Origin of the sequence: Rhizobium skierniewicense (assembly GCF_014196515.1) — a bacterium.
Lineage (GTDB): Bacteria > Pseudomonadota > Alphaproteobacteria > Rhizobiales > Rhizobiaceae > Agrobacterium > Agrobacterium skierniewicense.
This window is the reverse complement of sequence record NZ_JACIDV010000007.1, coordinates 14,292-31,945: the sequence shown is the minus strand read 5'-3', so window position 1 is coordinate 31,945 and position 17,654 is coordinate 14,292. Positions and strand designations below refer to the sequence as shown.

Genomic DNA, 17,654 nt, shown 5'->3' with positions numbered 1-17,654 from the left:
ACGCTAGAGAATGAGAATGCGTATGTGGAGTCATTCCTGGCATATCGTTCTCAAAATTGCAGCTTTGTCGACACGATCATTTCAGGTCGCGCGCGTGGCGATCATCGCTGCTGTTGCCGCCAGAATCCCGGCGGCGGTACGGTTGAGGATGGTCAGCGCGCTGGGGCGCTTCAACAGGGCCCGGGCCTTGGATGCCAGCAGAATGTAGGGCAGCAGCACTGCCATCAGCACGGTGAAGGTCACTGCCAGCAGGGTGATGTATTCGGTGCTACCGATCACGCGGATATCGATGAGCGTCGGCACCAGCGCCACGTAAAACAGCATGGTCTTCGGGTTCCCCAGCGTGATGAGCAGTCCCGATAGAAACGACATGGCGATGCTGGTGCTCTTCTTCGCCTGCAGATCCTTCGGCAAAATTCCTGCTGTCCAAAGTTTCCAGGCGATATAAAGAAGGTATATGGCACCTGCTATCTTTAAGACCATGAAGGCCTCCTGAAAGGTCTGTGCCAAAAAGGCAAGACCCAGGATGACGGCGGTCAGATAGACCATATCGCCCAGCACCAGACCCAGCCCCATGAAGAAGGTTTCGCGAAAGCCCGAGCCCAGAGCCCGCGCAACGATGGCCGTCATGCCTGGGCCGGGAATGGCCGCTGCAATGAAAAGGGCGGTGGCGTAGGCGAGGAGGCTGGCGATGCTCACGATCATATCCTTCGAAAACAGGAGATATCGCTATAGCATGACGACAGCGTTTGAACAGACCGGTCCCGAAACGGACAAAGCCCGCACGAGGCGGGCTTTGCTGCAAATCATTCGGCAAGCGGTCTGATCAGAGGAACGGGCGATCAGGCATATCGTCGATGCTGATTACACCGTCAGTGTTTTTGTCAAGGCGTGTGAACATTTTCTCGCCAGCGGCCGTGAATTCGGCCTTGCTGATCTGGCCGTTGCCATCGGTATCGGCCATGGCGAACATGCCGTTCATCTTGCCGCCCTTACCACCCATGCCACCCCGGCCGCCTTCGCGTCCTTCGTGTTTGCGGCCTGGCTCACCCTTGTGGTCGGCCTGTTCCGGGCCACCCTTCTTGCCATCGGGACCCTTGGCGTCTTCACGCTCTGGGCGCGGGTTGGCGGCGCGGTATGCCTCCATCTTTGCCCGGCGATAGTCGCGCATTTCCTTTGGCGTGATCGAACCGTCCTTGCTGGCGTCGATCTCGGTGAACAGCGCATCCTGGCGCGCTGCGAACTCCTCCTTGGAAACCTTGCCGTCCTTGTTCGTGTCCGCCATCTTCAAAAGATAGACATAGGCCAGTTCCGGGCGCATGGGCGGGCCGTCTCGGCCGGGGCCGCGCGGTGCCGCCATTGACATGGGTGCGGTTGTGCCGAGCACGAGCGCCGCTCCAAGAGCTGTCAGGGCAAATTTACGAATTGTCATGGTCTGTACCTTTCAAATGCTGTCCCTGATGGAAAGGTAGTGCCGCCGTTCTCCCTTCACCAGTTAAACATCAGCAATGTGCATGACAAATCGGTAATGCAGGTCAGGCCATCGGCAATGCCTTGAGAAAGCCTGTCAGATCATCGGTGATGAAATCGATGTGCTCGTCGCTTGCGGCGGGAATTTCCCAGCGCTCCATGATGACGCCTTCGAGGTTGCGCGGCACCAGCAGCACCGTCTTCATGCCCAGCGCCTTGGGTGCCACGAGATTGCGCGGCAGGTCCTCGAACATCGCCGCCTTGTTCGTGTCGAGCTTGGCAAGGGCTGCGAATTTCTCATAGGTCGCGCTGGCGGGCTTGGGCAGATAATCGGCCGCGACGATGTCGAAGATATCCTCGAAATGGTCGACAATACCCAGCGCACCGGCTGCCGCCTGCGCATGCGGCACACTGCCATTGGTCAGAATGAACTTGCGGCCCGGCAACGCCTTGATCGCCTCACCCAGCTCCGGGTTTGGGGCAAGCATCGAATAATCGATGGCATGGGCCCGCTCCAGAAAAGCATTGGGATCGATACCGTGATGGATCATCAACCCCTGAAGCGTCGTGCCATGCTCATGGTAATAGTGCTTTTGAAGCTTGCGCGCCTCGTCGGGCTCCAGGTTCAGCAGTTCGGCGACATAGGCCGTCATGTTCGTATCGATTTGCGAAAACAGGTTCACCTCATGCGGGTAAAGCGTGTTGTCGAGATCGAACACCCATTCGGTCACATGGGAGAAAGCGGCGGCGTCAGGTGCATTTTTCGGTTTCGTGCTCATGCCCATTCTTATGCAACGGCTGGACCGCAAAGAAAACGGAAAAGGCGACGCCGTGTGAGAAAAGCGACCTTGGCGGACGCGCAAAGCCCATGATACCGCCATGTCATGGAACTCTGGATCGGCATTACCTTTGTCAGCGCGTTTTTGCAAAATTTGCGCTCGACCTTGCAAAAGCACCTGAAGGCCAGCATGGGAACGACGGGTGCGACGTTCATGCGCTTTGGTTTCGGCGTGCCCTTTGCGCTTGCCTACCTTGCTTTTCTGCACTTTGGCTTGGGCAAGCCGCTTCCGTCAACCAACGCAACGTTCGCAATATGGGCCGTCGTTGGCGCCATGGCGCAGATCGTCGCGACATTTTTGCTGGTTCACCTGTTTTCCCTGCGAAACTTTGCAGTGGGCACGGCCTATTCCCGCACGGAACCGGCACAGGCCGCCATCATCGCCCTGATTGTCGTCGGCGAGAGCGTCAGTTCCGGCACGGTTTTGGCCATTGCGATATCGGTCGCAGGGGTGATGCTGATTTCCGTGGCGCGAACAGAGCTGTCCCCGACATCCATTCTGACGTCGATTTTCAGCCGCACCGCAGGCATCGGGCTGGCATCCGGTGCCTTTTTCGGCATGTCGTCGGTGGCCTATCGCTCTGCGTCACTTTCGCTTGCCCCAAGTCTGGAAAGACCGGATGCCATGATGCAGGCGAGTTTCACGCTGGTCGTGGTCATCGTCCTACAGACGCTGTGCATGCTGGGTTGGCTCGTCTGGCGGGAGCGTTCCGAATTGCCGCGTATCGCCAAAGCGTGGAGACCGGGCATTGCTGTGGGGTTCGTGGGGGCAACTGCCTCGTTCGGCTGGTTCACCGCCATGACGCTTCAACACGCTGCGGTGGTCAAGGCGCTGGCGCAGGTCGAAATGCTGTTCGCCTTCGCCTCGACGGTGTTTTTCTTCAAGGAAAAAATCAACAGGCTGGAAGTGACAGGATGCCTGTTGATCGTGCTCGGCGTTTTGTCGTTGCTCGCATTTGGCTGAGCGACAAGGTTCAGGGAACGATGAGCGTGCCCGCGCCTTCCGTGAAGATTTCCAGCAGAACCGAGTGGGGCGTCTTGCCGTTGAGGATGACGACGCCCTGAACGCCCGCCTTGATGGCTTCGATGCAGGTTTCGACCTTGGGGATCATGCCGCCGGAAATCGTGCCGTCCTTGATCAGTGCGCGGGCCTGCGAGACCGTCAATTCCTTGATCAGTTCCTTGTTCTTGTCGAGAACGCCTTCGACATCCGTCAGGAACAGCAGGCGGCTGGCATGCAGCGCGCCTGCGATGGCACCGGCAAAGGTGTCGGCGTTGATGTTGTAGGTCGCACCGTCACGGCCAGGCGCCACCGGTGCGATGACCGGGATCATTTCGGACTTGGCGAGAAGGTCGAGCAACGTGCGATCCACCTCCACCACTTCGCCGACGAAGCCGAGGTCGAGAACGCGCTCTATGTTGCTGTCGGGGTCGATGACCGTCTTCTTCGCTTTTTCGGCAAAGACCATGTTGCCATCCTTGCCGCACAGGCCGATGGCCCATTCGCCAGTCTGGTTGATGAGGGCAACGATTTCCTTGTTGATCGAACCAGCCAGAACCATTTCGACGATTTCGACCGTCTTGGCATCGGTGACCCGCAGGCCCCCCTCGAATTTCGATTCGATGCCCATCTTGGAGAGCATGGCGCCGATCTGCGGGCCGCCGCCGTGAACGACGATGGGGTTGATGCCCGATTGCTTGAGGAGCGCGATGTCTTCGGCGAAGGCTTTGCCCAGGCTCGTATCGCCCATGGCATGGCCGCCATATTTCACGACGATGGTTTTGTGCTCGTATTTCTGCATGAAGGGCAGGGCTTGCGCCAGAAGTCGAGCCTGCATTTCGCTTTCGGAAGACGTCATGGGAAAGAACCTCGTCGTTGATTGTGGCGCTTTTAACCCAAGTTTTTGACGGATGAAACAACGGACAGTCATGCGACCGCAGAAAGTTGAAACGTGATCGCGTCGTTTATCAGCAACGATTGACATGCGAGACCAATCGGACCAGCTTTGCAACAGGGGAGATGTGCGTCGCCAGCGGGTTGGGCTACGCACCAAGCCAGGAGTTCGACGACGAATGACCTTGCCGGATCGGGAGAAGCCAAGCGGGTTGCGCGATGAGGTGCTAGCAGGCGAATATGTTTTGGGAGCCTTATCCGACGATGCCCGGGCGGTCCTTGCCAGACGCATCAAAACGGACCGTCAGTTCGCCGCGACCGTGCGTCGCTGGAAGACTGGCCTTGCAGAAAACGACAGGCGGGAGCGTCGGGTGTTTTCTAACTATGTGAGGGACGCGTCTCTGGACCACGCCCTGCGCCGTCCGCACGACAGGCTGCACCGCAGTATCTACGGGAGATTTTCGATCGTCCTGTCGCTTTGGAATTCTGCGCGCTTCTGGCGACTGACGACAATTGCGGCGATGCTTTGGGCGATCGTGCTGCTGTTTGCAGTCGCTTGAGCGGCTGGTGTGAGGTGACTGTCGCCACCTCATTATTCTCAGCCGACACTCACCGTCCGGACGATTTCAGCCCGAAGGGTGTCCAACCCTGACGATTTCTCTGACGATGTTGCCAGAACCTCGGGGTAGGCCGCCGGACGCTTGCGGATTTTCTCCATGGTCTCGCTGATGAGGCGCGGGACGCCGGCGTCCTTGATCTTGTCGGTTTTTGTCAGCACGACCTGGTAGGATATGGCCGCCTTGTCGAGGATGTTCAAAACATTCTCATCATTGGCTTTGATGCCGTGGCGGGAATCGATCAGCAAGTAGACGCGCTTCAAGGTCGCGCGTCCACGCAGGTAATCAAACACCAGCTTCGTCCAGGCATCCACGTGGTCCTTGGGCGCCTGCGCATAGCCGTAACCCGGCATATCGACCAGCGCCATGGGCGGAAGATCGCCCGCTTCACCGGAATAGCCTTCAGGAACGAAGTAGTTCAGTTCCTGTGTGCGGCCCGGCGTGTTCGACGTGCGCGCCAGCCCCTTATGGCCGACGAGCGCGTTGATCAGCGACGACTTGCCCACGTTGGAGCGCCCGGCAAAGGCGATCTCAGGCGGTCCTTCAGGTGGCAGAAACTTCATGGCGGGCACACCGCGAATGAAAATCCAGGGCCGCCCGAAGAGCGGCTTTTCCGTCGCCGGCTGGCCGCTTTTGCTGTCGCCCGTCATTTGGTTTCCACCGGCTTTCGTTTGAACAACGCCTTGATGTTGTCGAACAGCTCGATCTTGGCGCCGTGGCGCTTCATGATCACGGCCTGCTGGGAAATCGACAGGGTGTTGTTCCACGCCCAGTAGATGACGAGACCGGCAGGGAACGACGCCAGCATGAAGGTGAAGATCAGCGGCATCCAGGTGAAGATCATCGCCTGTGTCGGATCTGGAGGCGTCGGGTTCATCCGCATCTGCATGAACATCGTGATACCCATGATGATGGGCCAGACGCCGATCATCAGGAAGTGCGGCACGTCGTAAGGCAGAAGACCGAACAGGTTGAAGAGCGATGTCGGATCTGGCGCTGACAGGTCGTGGATCCAGCCGAAGAACGGCGCATGCCGCATTTCGATTGTGACGTAGATGACCTTGTAGAGCGCGAAGAACACCGGAATCTGCAAAAGCATCGGCCAGCAACCGGCCACCGGATTGATCTTCTCTTCCTTGTAGAGTTGCATCATGGCCTGCTGCATGGCCATGCGGTCATCGCCGTGCTTGGCCTTGAGCTCTTCCATCTTCGGCTGCATGCGCTTCATGTTGGCCATCGAAGCGTATTGCTTGGAAGCCAGCGGGAAGAACAGAAGTTTGACGACGATGGTGGTCAGAAGGATCGCAACGCCGAAGTTGCCGATGTGACGGAAGAAGAAGTCCATCAGTTTGAACATCGGCTTGGTGATGAAGTAGAACCAGCCCCAGTCGATCAGAAGATCGAACTTCGGAATGCTGTACTCAGCCTCGTAGCGATCGACCAGAGGAACTTCCTTGGCGCCCGCGAAGACGAGGTTCTTCAGTTCGATCGACTGGCCCGGAGCAACGGTGACTGCGTCTGCACGGTAATCGGCCTGATAGCGCGGCTGACCATCTGTGAAATGGGTGTAGCGGGATTCGACAGGAATGGTCTGCGGGGGAACAATCGCTGCTGCCCAATACTTGTCGGTAATGCCGAGCCAGCCGCCCGTAGCCTTGGGCGAGGTGAAGGGCTTTTCCTCGATATTCTTGTAGCTTTCTTCCGTCAGGCTTCCGTCTGCACCGGCAACGCCGAGAAAGCCTTCGAAAATCACGAAGACCGGAGGGGTGGCAGGCTTGTTGTTGCGGGTGATGCGGCCATAGGTCGAAAACGAAATCGGCTCCTGGCCGGGATTTTCAACCTTGTCGGTGACGGTGATCATATAGTGATCGTCAATGGCAAGCGTGCGGGTAAAGACCACGCCCTTATCGTTGGTAAAGGTCAGCGCAACCGGTGTCGTTTCCGTCAGCTTGGAACCGGAAGCCGCCGTCCAGACAGTGGAGGGACCGGGAACCGTGCCCACCGCTTCACCGGCGATGTAACCGAGTTCGGTAAAATAACCGTCTCGGGTGTCTGAGGGCGAGAACAGGGTGATCAGCGGGCTCGAATCGTCCACGGTCTCGTGGTAATCCTTGAGGCGGATATCGTCCAGACGTGCGCCGGTCAGATTGATGGAACCCTGAATGGCGTTGGTGTCGATCTGAACGCGGGGAGACTTGGCGAGTGCTTCGTCACGCGAAACGGTTGCCGCCTGCTGGGCGGTTGCGCCGGGCAGCGCCCCTGCGGGCGTCGGCGCGCCGGGTGCGGCGTTCGTCGTTGTTTGCTGGCTCTGCTGGGTCGCCTGCTGAGCCTGACGCGCCTCCTCGGCGCGGCGTTGCTGCTCGATGCGCGGGTTCATGTACAGGAACTGCCAGGCTAGTACGATGACAACCGAAAGGCCGATCGCGATGAAGTAGTTGCGGTTTTTTTCCATCATTCTTTCCTGGAGCGGGTCTCCCGGGAGCGGCCCGATTTCGCGCGTCCCTCGATCCGCTCTCTGAGCAAGTGTTCCAGTACGGCAAATTCGGTCTTCAATACATCCCTGCGGGCGACAATCACATAGTCAAGTCCGGGCTTCATGGAAGACCCGGCTGAAAGCCTGACGGCTTCCTTCAAACGGCGTCGCATGCGGTTGCGCTCAACTGCGTTTCCCTGCCGTTTCGTCACGGTGAAACCGACCCTTGGAGCGGTTTCGGGCTGTTTCCGATCCAGCACTTCGAGAAGGAAAGTGCTGCCTCGTCTTTTTTCTCCTGCCTGGACAGCAAGAAACTCCGGTCGGTTTTTCAACCGACCGGGTATGTGTCTATCATGCGTCATATGCCACGACTTTCATCGGGCTTAAGGCCCAATTAGGCCGAAAGACGTGCGCGACCGCGTGTGCGGCGAGCGGCAAGAACCTTGCGACCGCCGGCAGTTGCCATGCGGGAACGGAAACCATGACGACGCTTGCGAACAAGCTTGGATGGCTGGAAAGTACGCTTAGACATTTATTTAATACCGCGGGGTGCGGCCCTTCTTGACTTTGCCCCTTGTGGGACAAGAGCGTTTCGATTGACGTTCAGACCATCGGCGCAAGCGCAAAATGCCGGAACGTGCGGGCTTATAAGGGCTTACGGCCTGGAAAGTCAATCGCTGCCGGCCAAACCCGCACCGTACGTTTGGCCACGTCAATGCGAGTTTAAGCCACCACGTCATGTAACTCCGGCGGTAAGGTCTTCATTTCAAGAGTAAAGCAGGTACCGATCAAATTCGAAATTAATTTTTAAGAGTAGATCGATAAATGTTGTCATGGCGAACTATCGGTTCGTCTGCGTTCTCACATCCGTGTGAGGGGGGGCGCTTTGTAAGGGGGGTACGCAGTGAGAATTCGGGGAAAAATTAATCTTCTGGTGGGGCTTTTAAGTCTCGTGGCATGCACGATCGGCGGCCTGTCGATCTATGCGGTCAAGGAATACCAGTCACAGACTGTCGCTCTGGATGCGATTGCTGACAGAGCGCGCCGTGGAGAGACATTGAACCGTCTTGTTACTGCTGTCGTCATGGAGGCGCGTGGTGTTTATGCGGCCAAGGACAAGGAAGCGGCCGCAAAATTCGGCGATGGCATCCTCAAAAACCTCAACGACATGGATGCGTTGCTGAAGGATTGGAAACCACGGGTTCCCGCCAGTCAGGTCGCGGCATTTGCCAATATCGAAAAGCGTTTCGCGGATTTCCGCACATTCCGCACGGAAACGGCGCGTCTGGGACGCGAGGTCAGCCCTCAGGATGCCAACACGCAGGGCAACAACGAAGCCAACCGTGAAAACCGTAAGGCCTACCAGGCCGATATCGATGCCGTCGTGAAATCCGACATTCAAGAGCTTTCCGCAGTCAAGAAAAGCACCGAAAACTTTGGCGAGATGATTTTTCTCGTTGTCGTCTTCGTGACAGCCGGTGGTGTCATCGCCGCGTCCGTCCTTGGTCTTTACATCGGCTCGAAGGAACTCAGCGCGCCGATCCTCAACGTGTCGAACGCAATGAGGTCTGTTGCCGAGGGCAAGCTCGACACAGACGTTCCCTATCTTGGCCGCAAGGACGAAATCGGTGAGATGGCGGATGCCGTCGAAGTTTTCAAACGCAACGGCCTGGAGGTGCGCCGCATGAACGCGCAGGAAGCGGCAATGCGCGCCAAGAGCGATGATTTGCAGGCGGGTATGGCCGAGGTCGTGAGTGCGGCTGCTGCCGGTGATTTCACCAGACGCATCACCAAGGACTACGGTGACGACAACCTCAACCGCTTCGCCACCAACATCAACGCGTTGCTGTTGAGCGTCGAGACCGGCGTGACCGAGACCGGGCGCGTCATCGAAAGCCTGGCTCAGGGCGACCTGACGCAGACGATGAACGGCAGTTTTCAGGGCGTGTTTGCCGAGCTTCAATCCAATGTGAACGAGACATTCTCCAAGCTGAAGGGCACCCTCTCCGAAGTTCGTGGCAGCACCGAAAGCATCAATGGCAATGCCAACGAGCTGCGCTCCGCCGCAGACGACCTGTCCAAGCGGACCGAACAGCAGGCGGCGGCTCTGGAAGAAACCTCCGCTGCTCTCGACGAAATTACGGCAGTCGTTCGCAGCTCCACCGCGCGCGCCGAGGAAGCCAGTGCGATGGTTTCCGAAACCAAGGAAAAGACGACCGAATCCGCCAAGGTCGTGCGCGATGCGGTCACGGCCATGGGACGGATCGAGCAGGCGTCGCGTGAAATCAGCCAGATTATCAGCGTTATCGACGAGATCGCCTTCCAGACCAACCTTCTGGCGTTGAATGCTGGCGTGGAAGCAGCGCGCGCCGGTGAGGCCGGCAAGGGCTTTGCAGTCGTGGCCCAGGAAGTCCGCGAGCTTGCACAACGCTCCGCAAACGCGGCCAAGGACATCAAGACACTCATTACCAAGTCGGGTGACGAGGTTGGTCGTGGCGTGACGCTGGTCAAGCGCACGGGCGAAGCTTTGGACGAGATGGAAAACCGCGTGCTCGGTATCAACGACCATATCCATTCGATCGCGACCGCCGCCAAGGAACAGTCGACCGGCCTTCAGGAAATCAACACGGCCATCAATCAGATGGATCAGGTCACGCAACGCAATGCCGCCATGGTGGAAGAGACCTCGGCTGCGACCCACAAGCTCAGCGGCGAAGCCGAAAACCTCGTCTCGCTGGTTGGACGCTTCCGCCTGGGCAATGAAACCGCGCCGGCATCCTCTTACCGGCCTGTGGCTGCGTCTCATCGCTCTGCTCCGGTCGCGTCTCCTGCACGCAAAATGATGGGAAATGTTTCGCGTGCCTTCAATGGCAATGCCGCACGTGCTCAATCCAGGGACGAGTGGCAGGAGTTTTAAGCCTCACGGAAGACAAGATCATCACGACGCCGCCAGAGATGGCGGCGTTTTTGTTTGACCTTGATATCGCGACAGCTTGGAAAACGGTGCGGGCGCCTTAATATCTCTTGGAATTACGAGCCCGCGCCGATATGAAACCAGAGGCCACACATCAACAGGAACAGGCCTGGTGTTTTCGACCGTCATGAACAGGACCGACCGTCAGACTGCGGACCCGCAGACCGAGGTACCCGCCTTGACGAAGGGCTTGTCCGGTCGTCTGCTGCTGTTGACGGTCATCTTCGTCATGATTGCCGAAGTGCTGATCTTCGTCCCCTCTGTTGCCAATATGCGCCTCTCATGGCTGCGCGATCGCTTGAACACCGCTGCGGCGGCTGGCATCGTTATTGATGGCTTGCAGACGGAACTGCCCAGAAGCGTCCAGGACGACACCCTGCTGGCCACCGGCGCCAAGCTGATTGCGCTGAAGAAGGACGGGACCTCGACGCTTCTGGCCGCCACCGAAGTGCCGCCGAGCGTCGACGATCAGTATGATCTGTCGGGCGTTTCGCAACTGGAAGCCGTGCGCGATGCCTTCTCCGTGCTTCTCTTTGGCGGTGACCGTGTCATTCGCGTGTTCGACGTCATCGGCGATAGCAACATGATCATCGAAATCGTTATCGGTGAGCATAAACTGCGTGCCGCCATGATCGCCTATGCGGGCAACGTGCTGATGATCTCGGTAGCACTCTCACTCATCACCGCCAGCCTGATTTTCGTCTCGATCAACCGCATTCTCATTCGCCCGATCCGTCGACTGACCGCAGGTATGCAGGTGTTTTCCGAGCAGCCGGATGATCCCGCCAACGTCTTCAAGCCTGAGGAAGGCAGCGACGAGCTGGCCGTGGCCGGGCGACATCTGGCGGATATGCAGACCCAGCTCCAGAAGACCCTGAAACAGCAGAAAAACCTCGCCGATCTCGGGCTGGCCGTCTCCAAGATCAACCACGACATGCGCAACATCCTGTCGTCGGCGCAACTGATGTCCGACCGTCTGGTGGATGTCGAGGACCCGATGGTGCGAAGCTTTGCCCCGAAGCTTCTGCGTACGATTGATCGCGCCGTGGGCTATACCAGCGCGGTTCTCGTGTATGGGCAGGCGACAGAAGGTACGCCGAAAAGGCGGCTGACAGACCTGAGTGAACTGGTGCAGGACGTTAAGGACATCATTGCCATCGATCCCGCAGCTGAGATCGATCTGGTGGACAATGTTGCCCCGGGCACGCTCATCGATGCCGATGGCGAGCAACTGTTCCGCGTCCTCTACAATCTCTGTCGCAATGCCGTGCAGGCGCTGCAACAGGCCAGTGGCGAGGTTTACCCCGATAAACGGCTGACGATTGCGGCGCAGCGCAATGGAGACGTGGTCAGTATCGTCATTGATGACAACGGCCCGGGCATGCCGCAAAAGGCAAGAGAGAACCTGTTCTCTGCCTTCCGTGGTTCAGCTCGCTCCGGTGGCACCGGTCTTGGTCTGGTCATCGCTCGGGAGCTGGTGCTCGCCCACAAGGGAACGATCGCGCTCGTGGAAAAATCCGGCAACGGCACCCAGTTTCGCATCGAAATCCCCGACAGCCCGAAGACCGACCAGCATTCGAGCCTGTCCGAGTGAATGGACGCGCCTGTTTTCGGCGCGGCGGGCGGACGGCCACAGCCGACGGCCAGTTTCGGACCTCTGCTGCAGTCCTATCAAATCATGATCGATTTCAATGGCTTGCAAATTTCATTGCAGGAAAATGACAATTTTCCAGTGAAATGACTTGCATTCATTCCCCGGACGTTTTAGAGGATCGCCACGCCAACGGAACACGTTTCCACGGCAAGCACCCGTAGCTCAGCTGGATAGAGCATCAGACTACGAATCTGAGGGTCGGACGTTCGAATCGTTCCGGGTGCGCCACTTTCTGCTTAAAAATCTCAGTATTGATTGTCGCAATACAAGTCCCGGATGTGACAGTTTCTGGTGTGGCATTGAGCGATAAAGACCGAGCCTTTGCTCGATTATTTCCCGTCCGAAGTAATGCTTGTTTTGTCACGGCTAGACTTGGCTGTTTTGGTTAGGCTGAGGCAAGCTTAAAACCCTAATGTTGTTCTATATTCCACAGGCGGAACAACAGATGATCGATATGTCGGAGCCGAAAGGTTCCATGTCCGTTACCGCAGACCAGCTTCTTTCAAGAACATTTACGTTCCGGGTCGCAAAGAACGATACGGTGATCAGTGAAGACTTCGTGTTCCACAAGAACGGTTTCCTGATTGGCTACAGTCACCCGAATGAAATGTTCTGGGAGATGGATGGACAGTGTGTCAACATCCTTGACAAGGATGGCGGGATAACATGCCGGTTGTCCTTGCAGCCCGCCAAGGATGGCGTGATCAGGCTCGGCGGTTATTTTCGCGATCCTGCATCAGGATACGAGCAAACCAGCAATTTCCACATTCTCGAAGAGAATTCATCCGACAGCCATACCAAAATCCAGAGCTTCGATCTTTTCGATACGCTGGTTGCCCGCCGCTGCCATGATCCCCTGGAAATTTTCCATATCGTTGAGCGCAAGGCCGGTGTCGCGGGCTTTGCGGACAAACGCCACAGAGTGGAAATGAGCGTGTTCGGGCACCACCCATACGGGCTCGATGATATCTACACGATGATGGTCGCCGACGGTTTTCTCACGGAAAAGCAGGCGAATGTGCTCAAGTGGATGGAGCTTGAGGAGGAGTGGGATCACCTTTTCCCGATTGGTGATGTGGTGGCACGGGTCAATGCCGACGATATCGTCATTTCCGACATGTATCTGCCCTTTGCCTTTATCGAGCGCGTCCTCAAGGAAAAATGTGGCCTTGATAACAAGCTTTATCTCAGCAATTACGGCAAGCACCACAAGCTGATCTGGCCCGAAATTCTCGAGACTTATGATCTGCGCAGCCATTTCGGTGACAACATACAGGCCGATATCATCAGCCCCTCGAGCTTTGGTATCGGCGTGAATTTCGTGACCATCTCCAAATGGGACCGGACCGAGGAAATTCTCCATGCTATCGGTCTGGGGCCATATGCGCATGCCGTGCGTGAAACGCGCCTGCATGCGTTTCACCCCAACATCCATATTCGCCATGCGTTGAATGCTCAGGCCTCGGTCAATATCCCGCTGATGATCCTCGGCACGTTCTGGATCAGGCTGCTGGTCGAGCAGCAGGGAGCCGACAAGATCTTGATGGCCGCCCGCGACTGTAACCTCTGGCACGAGATGGTGTCTTCACGCCATTTTGCCAAAGCCGGAATCCCACACTCGGAATACGTCCGCATTTCCAGATCGGTCTGCTACATCGAATCCGCTGAATACGAGGCCTATTTTCAGGGCAAGCTGGGACGTCAAAATCTGCTCGTCGATTTCGTTGGGACTGGCAGGTCTTTGGGAACAATCGTCCAGCGGATGGGGCGCGGGAACGCCATCACGCCTTGCGTTCTGATGGGCGAACCCAAACTTGCCAACGCCAGTGAATACCGTCCTGAGACGCTTGTCCTCAAGGACTTCCACGAATACCGGATTTTCTTCGAAGCCCTGAACGCGTCTCTCGATGGATCGGCCGTCCTGACCGTTCTCGATAATCATCGCCTCAAGGTTTTGCAGCAGGACAACGAATTCAGTGACCTTGCACGGATGATCATCTCTGCCATGCGCGAGACGTTCGGTCACGTCATGGCGGGGCTCGATCGGTTCGATCCGCCCACGACCATGCCGACGCTGGACAACCTGAAAATTGCGGCAGATGCAATCGCAGAGCTTATTCCTGCCTGGGGTCCAAAGCTCGCCGCCTTGCAGCGAGAACAAAAAAACAACCTGTCGCTCGGCAATCCGTTACATGCCGTGAAAATCGCTTAACCCTTTGATCGCCGGATTACAACCGAGAACGTAGGAAAATCATGCCATCCAGAACCATTCATAACCTGCTGACCGAAGACATGCGCAAGAGAGTTGCGTGGGAAGGCACCAAAGTTCCGCCATTCCCGAGCGTCGATAATACCGTCTCCGGCCAGGTGTGGGCGACGATTCCAGGGGGGCACAAATGGCTTGGCTATTTTCAGACCTATGACCGCGAGTTTGGACGATATCACGGCAAGCAACCCCGTGTTCTTGAAATTGGCGTTTACAAAGGCGCGTCTTTGCAGTTGTGGAGACGTTTCTTCGGAGACGGAGCGGTCATTGTCGGAATCGACATTGACGAAGGCTGCGCACGCTTCAACGCGCCTGAACACGACATCCATGTCGAAATCGGCGATCAGAGCGATCCAAGCTTCTTGCAATCGGTTGTCGACAAATATGGTCCGTTCGACATCATCATCGATGACGGTAGCCATATTGCCTCGCATCAGATCGCGTCCTTCAACGGGCTTTTCACCAATGGGCTCAAGGACACCGGTATTTACTTCGTTGAAGATCTGGAGTGCATGTATTGGGGGCATACCGATGCTTTCCGCGACGCGCCGGTGACGACTGTCGAATTCTTCAAGATGCTGATCGACATTCAAAACAGCATTTTCGAAGATTATAATTACAACGACTTTGCCGTTCACTTGCCAGGGTCGAGACATCAGTACGAAGTGATCGCGCTGGCAAAATCCATCGCGAGCATCAAGTTCGCGCGTGGATTGGTCCTTGTCGAGAAGGCTCCCCAAATTCCACCGCTGACACTTCATTTATAATCTGACCGTTATTGCGATATCTGGCAATGGCGCTCCTGCGCCAACGGTCCTCTGCGGCGCTTGCGACACACCACGGCGAAAAGCGTCACCGATGGTGCCGTGGCCGCTGGCCTATGGTCGGCAGTTCTGTAATAAGGGAGACAGTTGGTAACGAAGGCGATCGATCGTCACTTGTGACGAGAGAGCCTTCGCCTTGTCCCTGGAGTATCTGAATGGCCGCAAGGCTCGTAGCGCTTGTCACCTTGCTTGCTTTTCTTGTCAGTTGCGGCGGGCGCCCCATTGGGGTGATGAACCCGACAGGGCAAAGGGTGCAGGGTACCTCTGCGGTCAATCTTCTGGTTGCCACCACGCGCGCGCCATCCGATGACAAGGCCATTCTGTTCGGGGGAGAGCGCGGGACCGGGCTGAAGGTCGATGCGATCTCCGTTTCCATTCCGCCGGAGGCCAACCGCAAGGTCGGTCAGGTGCAATGGCCGAAGAAGCTGCCCGCAGACCCGCTGAAGAGCTTCACCACCGTTTCCGTCGATCCGCTGAGGACCGACCAGGACGCTCAACACTGGATCAAGCGCAACAGCCTGAAAAACAAGCGCGTTCTCGTCTTCGTACACGGCTTCAACAACCGCTATGAGGAATCGGTCTACCGCTTCGCGCAGATCGTTCATGACTCGAAATCCGATGTGCTGCCGGTCGTTTTCACATGGCCATCGCGCGCCAGCGTGTTCGATTATAATTACGACAAGGAAAGCACCAACTATTCCCGCGATGCGCTGGAAGAAATGCTGACGCGCCTCGCCAAGGATGGTTCGGTCAGTGACGTCACCATCATGGCGCATTCCATGGGCACCTGGCTTGCGGTGGAAGCGCTGCGGCAAATGGCGATCCGCAATGGTCGCGTCTATCCCAAGATCAACAACGTCATTCTGGCGGCACCCGATCTCGATGTGGATGTCTTTGCCCGCCAATATGAGAGCCTCGGCAAGGAAAAGCCGAAATTCACGCTGTTCGTGTCGCAGGATGACAGGGCGCTCAGCCTTTCCCGGCGCATTTCCGGCAATGTTGATCGCCTCGGCCAGATCGATCCCGCCGCAGAACCCTATCGGAGTCAATTGGAGAGTGCTGGCATTACCGTGCTCGATCTCACCAAGCTGAAATCCGGTGATAGCCTGAACCACGGAAAGTTTGCTGAAAGCCCCGAGGTCGTGCGTCTCATCGGCGGGCGGCTGATCGACGGGCAGACGGTGACGGATTCCGATGTCGGTCTCGGCGAGGCCATCGGTGCCGTGGGCATCGGTGCCGCACAAACGGTTGGAACGGCGGCCAGTGTCGTTGTCAGCGCGCCGATTGCGGTGTTTGATCCCCGCACGCGCGAAAATTACGGCCGTCAGGTCGAGCGCCTCGGTCGCTCGGTTGGTAACACCGTCGGTTCGGTGGGGGATACCGCGACGAGCGTGGTCGATCCGCAAGATCTGAGTTCCGGATCACGCGGCGATCTGGACTGCGCCGCCTCTCAAAATCGCGGCAAGTCCGAATGCCGTGATCGCTAGCGCATAATATACAAACAGTATTTTATGCGCTAAGACCTGTCGACGATAATCCATTTTCGGAGTGGTTCCCATGCGCTTCAAACGCACCCTTCAACTCCTCGATGTCCATTGCGAGGGTGAAATCGGGCGTGTCGCCACCGGTGGCGTTCCGAAAATTCCGGGCAACACGGTGGCCGAACAGCTGCATTGGCTGAACACCGACCCGAAAGGGGAGGAGCTTCGGCGCTTTCTGACGCTGGAGCCACGCGGCGCGCCCATCGGTTCCGTCAACCTGCTGCTGCCGCCCAAGCACCCGGATGCAGATGCTGCCTTCGTCATTCTCCAGCCGGATCAGGCACATGCAAGCTCCGGCTCCAACTCCATCTGTGCCACGACAGCGCTGCTGGAAAGCGGCATGGTGGAGATGCAGGAGCCGGAAACGATCGTTACGCTGGAAACGGCCGCCGGTCTGGTCAAGGCCACCGCCACCTGCCGCGACGGTCGTTGCGAGACGGTGAAACTGACCATGGTGCCGTCCTTCGTGCACCAGCTGGATGTCGAGATCGATACGCCGGACTGGGGCCGCATCCGCATGGATATCGCCTATGGCGGTATTTTTTACGCGCTGGTGGATGTGCAGCAGATCGGCCTCACCATAGACAAGGCCAATGCCGCGAAACTGGTGGCTGCGGGCATGGTGCTGAAGGATATCGTCAACCGTGAAATCCCGGTTGCGCACCCTGAAATCCCGGCCATCTCTGGCGTGGCCTATGTGATGTTCCGCGATACCGAGGCCGATGGCACCATCCGCACCTGCACCACCATGTGGCCGGGCCGGGCGGATCGCTCTCCCTGCGGCACGGGAAATTCCGCCAATCTCGCCACGCTACATGCTCGCGGTAGGGTGAAGGTCGGCGATACCTATACGTCGCGCTCCATCATCGGCACGCAGTTTGAGGTCGGGCTTTCCGCCACAACCGAAGTTGCCGGCAGGTCAGCGGTTATTCCCACCATTACCGGGCGCGGCTTCACCTTCGGCATGCACCAGGTCTGGCTCGATCCGAATGATCCGCTGGCGCAGGGATTTGCCATGACGGACGTGTGGGGGCCGCAGGCGGGCGCGATCTAAGCCATGTTTGCTTTGAAAAAGTCTGCTCTGGACGTTGTTTTCTTCCATG

The 17,654-nt window shown here is 57.5% G+C and carries 16 protein-coding genes and 1 tRNA gene; 9 read left to right on the top strand and 8 right to left on the bottom strand.

The window, feature by feature from the left end:
- Positions 1-81: 81 nt before the first annotated feature.
- From GGQ73_RS12395 to GGQ73_RS12385, 3 genes are all read right to left on the bottom strand, one after another.
- Entirely contained in the window at positions 82-705 is a 624-nt protein-coding gene (locus tag GGQ73_RS12395) for a LysE family translocator (protein ID WP_210290111.1), read from the bottom strand.
- Between the two features lie 121 nt (positions 706-826).
- Complete coding sequence (locus GGQ73_RS12390; RefSeq protein WP_183896615.1) at positions 827-1,432, bottom strand: EF-hand domain-containing protein; 606 nt, start codon at positions 1,430-1,432, stop codon at positions 827-829.
- A 103-nt stretch (positions 1,433-1,535) separates the two neighbouring features.
- Positions 1,536-2,249, bottom strand: coding sequence for a pyrimidine 5'-nucleotidase (locus GGQ73_RS12385; protein ID WP_174151956.1), 714 nt, complete (start codon positions 2,247-2,249; stop codon positions 1,536-1,538).
- A gap of 105 nt (positions 2,250-2,354) precedes the next feature.
- Here GGQ73_RS12385 and GGQ73_RS12380 point away from each other — a divergent pair, with 105 nt between their 5' ends.
- On the top strand, positions 2,355-3,272 hold the full coding sequence (locus GGQ73_RS12380) for a DMT family transporter (protein ID WP_174151957.1): 918 nt from the start codon (positions 2,355-2,357) through the stop codon (positions 3,270-3,272).
- Between the two features lie 10 nt (positions 3,273-3,282).
- Here the strand turns inward: GGQ73_RS12380 and argB are convergent, their stop codons facing one another.
- Positions 3,283-4,167, bottom strand: a complete 885-nt coding sequence (argB, locus tag GGQ73_RS12375; protein ID WP_174151958.1) for an acetylglutamate kinase — start codon at positions 4,165-4,167, stop codon at positions 3,283-3,285.
- A gap of 214 nt (positions 4,168-4,381) precedes the next feature.
- Between argB and GGQ73_RS12370 the strand changes: the two genes are divergently transcribed.
- Positions 4,382-4,762: a hypothetical protein gene (locus tag GGQ73_RS12370; RefSeq protein ID WP_183896614.1), complete on the top strand. Its 381-nt coding sequence runs from the start codon at positions 4,382-4,384 to the stop codon at positions 4,760-4,762.
- Between the two features lie 38 nt (positions 4,763-4,800).
- Here GGQ73_RS12370 and yihA read toward each other — a convergent pair whose 3' ends face one another.
- From yihA to rpmH, 4 genes are read right to left on the bottom strand one after another with little or no spacing between them, the layout of a single operon-like run.
- Entirely contained in the window at positions 4,801-5,469 is a 669-nt protein-coding gene (gene yihA / locus GGQ73_RS12365; protein WP_174151960.1) for a ribosome biogenesis GTP-binding protein YihA/YsxC, read from the bottom strand.
- Positions 5,466-7,271 (bottom strand): membrane protein insertase YidC, encoded by a 1,806-nt coding sequence (gene yidC / locus GGQ73_RS12360; protein WP_174151961.1) that lies wholly within the window; start codon positions 7,269-7,271, stop codon positions 5,466-5,468. The genes yihA and yidC overlap by 4 nt, the downstream gene beginning before the upstream one ends.
- Positions 7,271-7,654 (bottom strand): ribonuclease P protein component, encoded by a 384-nt coding sequence (gene rnpA / locus GGQ73_RS12355; protein ID WP_174151962.1) that lies wholly within the window; start codon positions 7,652-7,654, stop codon positions 7,271-7,273. Before rnpA ends, yidC begins: the two co-directional genes overlap by 1 nt.
- Before the next feature lie 32 nt (positions 7,655-7,686).
- Positions 7,687-7,824: a 50S ribosomal protein L34 gene (rpmH, locus tag GGQ73_RS12350; protein WP_042616368.1), complete on the bottom strand. Its 138-nt coding sequence runs from the start codon at positions 7,822-7,824 to the stop codon at positions 7,687-7,689.
- A 372-nt stretch (positions 7,825-8,196) separates the two neighbouring features.
- Here rpmH and GGQ73_RS12345 point away from each other — a divergent pair, with 372 nt between their 5' ends.
- From GGQ73_RS12345 to GGQ73_RS12315, 7 genes are all read left to right on the top strand, one after another.
- Positions 8,197-10,209, top strand: a complete 2,013-nt coding sequence (locus tag GGQ73_RS12345) for a methyl-accepting chemotaxis protein (protein ID WP_183896613.1) — start codon at positions 8,197-8,199, stop codon at positions 10,207-10,209.
- Positions 10,210-10,393: 184 nt separating this feature from the next.
- Positions 10,394-11,860, top strand: a complete 1,467-nt coding sequence (locus GGQ73_RS12340; protein ID WP_183896800.1) for an ATP-binding protein — start codon at positions 10,394-10,396, stop codon at positions 11,858-11,860.
- Between the two features lie 211 nt (positions 11,861-12,071).
- Positions 12,072-12,148, top strand: a tRNA-Arg gene (locus tag GGQ73_RS12335).
- 217 nt (positions 12,149-12,365) lie between these two features.
- Positions 12,366-14,132: a hypothetical protein gene (locus tag GGQ73_RS12330; RefSeq protein WP_183896612.1), complete on the top strand. Its 1,767-nt coding sequence runs from the start codon at positions 12,366-12,368 to the stop codon at positions 14,130-14,132.
- A 41-nt stretch (positions 14,133-14,173) separates the two neighbouring features.
- Entirely contained in the window at positions 14,174-14,953 is a 780-nt protein-coding gene (locus tag GGQ73_RS12325; protein ID WP_183896611.1) for a class I SAM-dependent methyltransferase, read from the top strand.
- A 212-nt stretch (positions 14,954-15,165) separates the two neighbouring features.
- Positions 15,166-16,497 carry an alpha/beta hydrolase gene (locus tag GGQ73_RS12320; protein WP_183896610.1) on the top strand — a complete coding sequence of 444 codons (1,332 nt, stop codon included), beginning with the start codon at positions 15,166-15,168 and terminating at the stop codon, positions 16,495-16,497.
- Between the two features lie 70 nt (positions 16,498-16,567).
- A complete protein-coding gene (locus GGQ73_RS12315; RefSeq protein ID WP_183896609.1) occupies positions 16,568-17,605 on the top strand; it encodes a 4-hydroxyproline epimerase in 1,038 nt (345 codons plus the stop codon).
- Positions 17,606-17,654 lie beyond the last annotated feature (49 nt).